The organism is Oleiphilus sp. HI0123 (genome assembly GCF_001635315.1).
This window is the reverse complement of the sequence record NZ_LWGE01001279.1, coordinates 1-3,614: the sequence shown is the minus strand read 5'-3', so window position 1 is coordinate 3,614 and position 3,614 is coordinate 1. Positions and strand designations below refer to the sequence as shown.

The following is a 3,614-nucleotide window of genomic DNA, read 5'->3' as shown; positions in this document are numbered from 1 at the left end:
ACAGCAAGTAAAGAAAATAGTTGTACTGTCTGNGCAGTACAAGTCACCACATGCTATGTACCGCTGTTACCACCTTGAACTCAAGCTATTAAAAGAACAGTTTGACGTTACATGCCTAGCCGACCCCAATAAATACGATGAACTTTCGAGTAAAGATTTCGACCGAATAATCGACATAAGTGATACTGCGACCGATCTTTCAAACATCATCGCACAAATCGTTAAGCTTGAACCTGATCTAATTTATTTCCCTTCAATAGGCATGGCAAAATGGACGATCCCCCTTGCAAACGTTCGTTTAGCTAAACACCAAATTATGTGCTACGGCCATCCTGCTTCAGCATTTTCACCTTACATCGACTACAGTTACTGTTCTGAACCACGGCCTGGCTGGGACTTTCAACAATTCTGTACAGAAAAGATCGTACCTATCTATCAAGGTAGAGAGTTCGTCTGGGAACCACACCCCGAATATGAACCCTTCGATATTGAAAAACCTAACGACGGGGTTGTACGAATAGCTATCAATAGCTCGTTACCTAAAATAACACCACGTTTTATCCAAATGTGCAAAGTCTTACTGGAGCACTCTTCAGTACCAATTGAATTCAACTTTTTCTTAGTTAGTCATGACATTGCCTTTGAAAAGTCGCTAAAGATCACATTGAGCGGAGCTGCTAAGGTTCACCCTCCAGCAAACTACATGACCTACATGAAGAACCTATCGGTCTGCGATCTTGCTATTGGTACATTTCCCTTTGGCGGTTCAAACACCAATACTGATATTGCGTTGCTAGGTATACCAAAAGTATTTTATAGCGAAGGTTGCGGCCTAGCTTCTTATTCCGATCAAACCGCTCTCGAAAAACTTAACCCACCTGATATTTTAATGCCTAAAACTGAAGGTGAATTACTCGCAAATTTAATTTATTTAATTCATGACGACAACCTAAGAAATGAACTATCAAGACAAATAATTGAGTCTGACCCTTACAAGCTATTCTACACACATAAAGTAGATATAAAGGCTGAAGATAGCTGCAAGCTGGTAAATGTCATACATTGGATAGAAGAAAATCATGATAGTTTCACACGAAGCACAGACTTAGAAAACAATCACTATGAAACTGATAAGAGTTCAAATAACAACCGTCAACAAGAAAAGAAAGAAAGCATTGATCTAGGTGATAAACTATCGAAACTCATTCTCGACAAGGTTCAAAGAAGCTAAGATAAAGGTAAGCAGTGTTAATAGTGAGTTAACTTACAGTTTACTCACTATCATTCCGACAAGCCCATCTACCGTCTGGAAAGATTCTGACATCATTTCATCATCGCTAATTTCGAGATTGAATTCATCTTCAATCTGAACAATAAAATTCATCACACCTAAAGAGTCAATATGACCAACATCTAAATAGCGATAAGCTCCGATATCATCGCATTTCGGCAAGCGCTGCTTTTTTTCTAGCAAAGAAAGTATGTATTTTTTTATCTCGTCACGTTTCATTTGTCGCTACTTACCCTCTTCATTGGGCAAAGAAACCCATCGACTTTCATCACCAGACTGAACAATTGCCTCAAACAGTCTCAAACCATTCACTGCGTGAGAGACACCAAAAACCTCATTCGACTTATAAGACCCTGTCTCTCTAAACTCAGAATAGGCGTCCGCAAGATCATAATATATATTAGCAAAAGCTTCTATGAAGCCAGCTGGATGACCGGCCTTAAAGCGGTTGTACCTTTCAGAGCAAGCCACTTCAACCAATGAAGCTCTATCAAGAATTTCACGCCTTCCATCCTGTGTCGCAATCAATAGTTCTTCGGGCTGCATCTGAAACCATTCTGCACTGCCTTTATCCCCATAAACTCTAATTTTCAAACCATTCCTCTGCCCCAAAGCAGATTTGCTATACCACATCTGGCAATTCATGCCACCTGAGTACCTTAACATGCAAGATACGTTATCAATGACATCATCAAACCAACCATAACTTGCGGCGTCTGCAACCACTTGCAGAGGTCGCTCTCCTGTTAAATAGTCAACAATATGATGAAGGTGCACTCCCAAATCTAAAGATATGGTGGATACCTTACCATCACTTAGACGCCAAGCTTGCGGTTGTGGTTTATTGCCCTGCGCATCCAAACGCATAAAGCCTTCTTGCGGCATTTCAATTTGGATTTGCTTGATCGCACCCAAAGACTCAACACTAATTAGGTGCTTCAACTCACGTAGCATAGGATAACCAGTATAATTTAAGGTTACTGCTAGGAAGCCCTTATTTTTTCTAACTGACTCAGCAATAAGCAGAGCTTCGTCGCTGGTTGCGGTTAGCGCTTTCTCACAGATAACTGCATAGCCTTTATTTATCGCTTCAATAACAATCTCTGTATGAGAGGGTGTTGGCGTCAGAATAACAATTGCGTCTAAATTATCCTTTTCATTTTCTAGTAGAAAATGAAAATCTGCATAAGTTCGCTCTGAAGATATTCCCCACTCATTTGCCGTTTCTAAGTTAGTTTCAAAGTCTCGACTGAAGCAGCCAGCTGCTACCTCCCACCTACCGTCCACTTGACTGGCTATTTTATGGGTATAGCCCACGGCAGACTTTACTGAGCCGCCAATAAATCCTAGCGAAAAACACTGCTTCTTCGATAAAACGCCCATCTATGCGAACGCCGAGCTATCAGTTATTTGCTGAATTAGATTTTGTTTCATGATTTTCCCCATCGGGTTCTTAGGTAGCGATTCAACCACAAGGTAAGCTCGTGGCTGTTGGTAGTCCGCTAAAGCTTTCGCACAGAGCCTTTGGAGCAGACGTATATTGAATGGAGTATTTGAATTGACAACGACCACTGCGGTGAGTTTTTCACCCAGAGCATCATCTAACAAGGGTATCACCGCACTTTCGACGACACTTTCATGCGAGTTCAGCACATCCTCTATGTCTTTTGGATATATGTTAATGCCCCCGGAAATAATGACATCTTTTTTCCGCCCTAAGAAGTACAAATAGCCTTCTTCATCTATACAACCTATATCACCTGTGCAAAAGAAATCATTCCACATTGCTGCAGCAGTAGTTTCTGGATTTTTATAATACCCTGAGAAAAGCATTGGCGTTTTACACGCTATTTCACCAGCCTGATTCACCCCCACCGGTACACGATTATCATCAAGGATTGCTATCTCAACTCCAGGGATTACTTTTCCTACAGAACCGTTTTCACTACTCTGGCAGTCAAGATCTGTCACAATAGCAACTTCAGAGGCACCATAGCACTCATGAACGTCACAGCGAATCACTTGCTTCATTTCCTCTCGAACGGCGTCTGGTAGCCTTTCAGAGGAAGAGACTATACAACGTAAAGTCTCTAATGGACTAGGCTTATTTTTTAGTTCAATTAGGATTTGTTTAAGCTGAGAAGATACGGGAATAGCGAAACTCACCTTGTGATCGATTACCGCATCAATCCATTTTTTAGCAGTGTAAGTGCCAAGTACTACGCAAGTTCCACCAGATATAAGTGAGATAACAACAAGCCTTTCTGCTAAGGAGTGATACATAGGCGTTGCGATCAAAGTAAGGTCTTCAGATGTTATATTA

At 41.1% G+C, this 3,614-nt stretch carries 3 protein-coding genes; all 3 read right to left on the bottom strand.

The features are described from left to right. Window positions 1–1,264: 1,264 nt before the first annotated feature. Window positions 1,265–1,510, bottom strand: a complete 246-nt coding sequence (locus tag A3761_RS15210) for an acyl carrier protein (RefSeq protein ID WP_068740288.1) — start codon at window positions 1,508–1,510, stop codon at window positions 1,265–1,267. A gap of 6 nt (window positions 1,511–1,516) precedes the next feature. After that, on the bottom strand, window positions 1,517–2,674 hold the full coding sequence (locus A3761_RS15205; protein WP_068740290.1) for a Gfo/Idh/MocA family protein: 1,158 nt from the start codon (window positions 2,672–2,674) through the stop codon (window positions 1,517–1,519). Further along, a partial coding sequence (locus tag A3761_RS15200) for a class I adenylate-forming enzyme family protein (protein WP_156491877.1) occupies window positions 2,675–3,614 on the bottom strand: 940 nt, incomplete at its 5' end.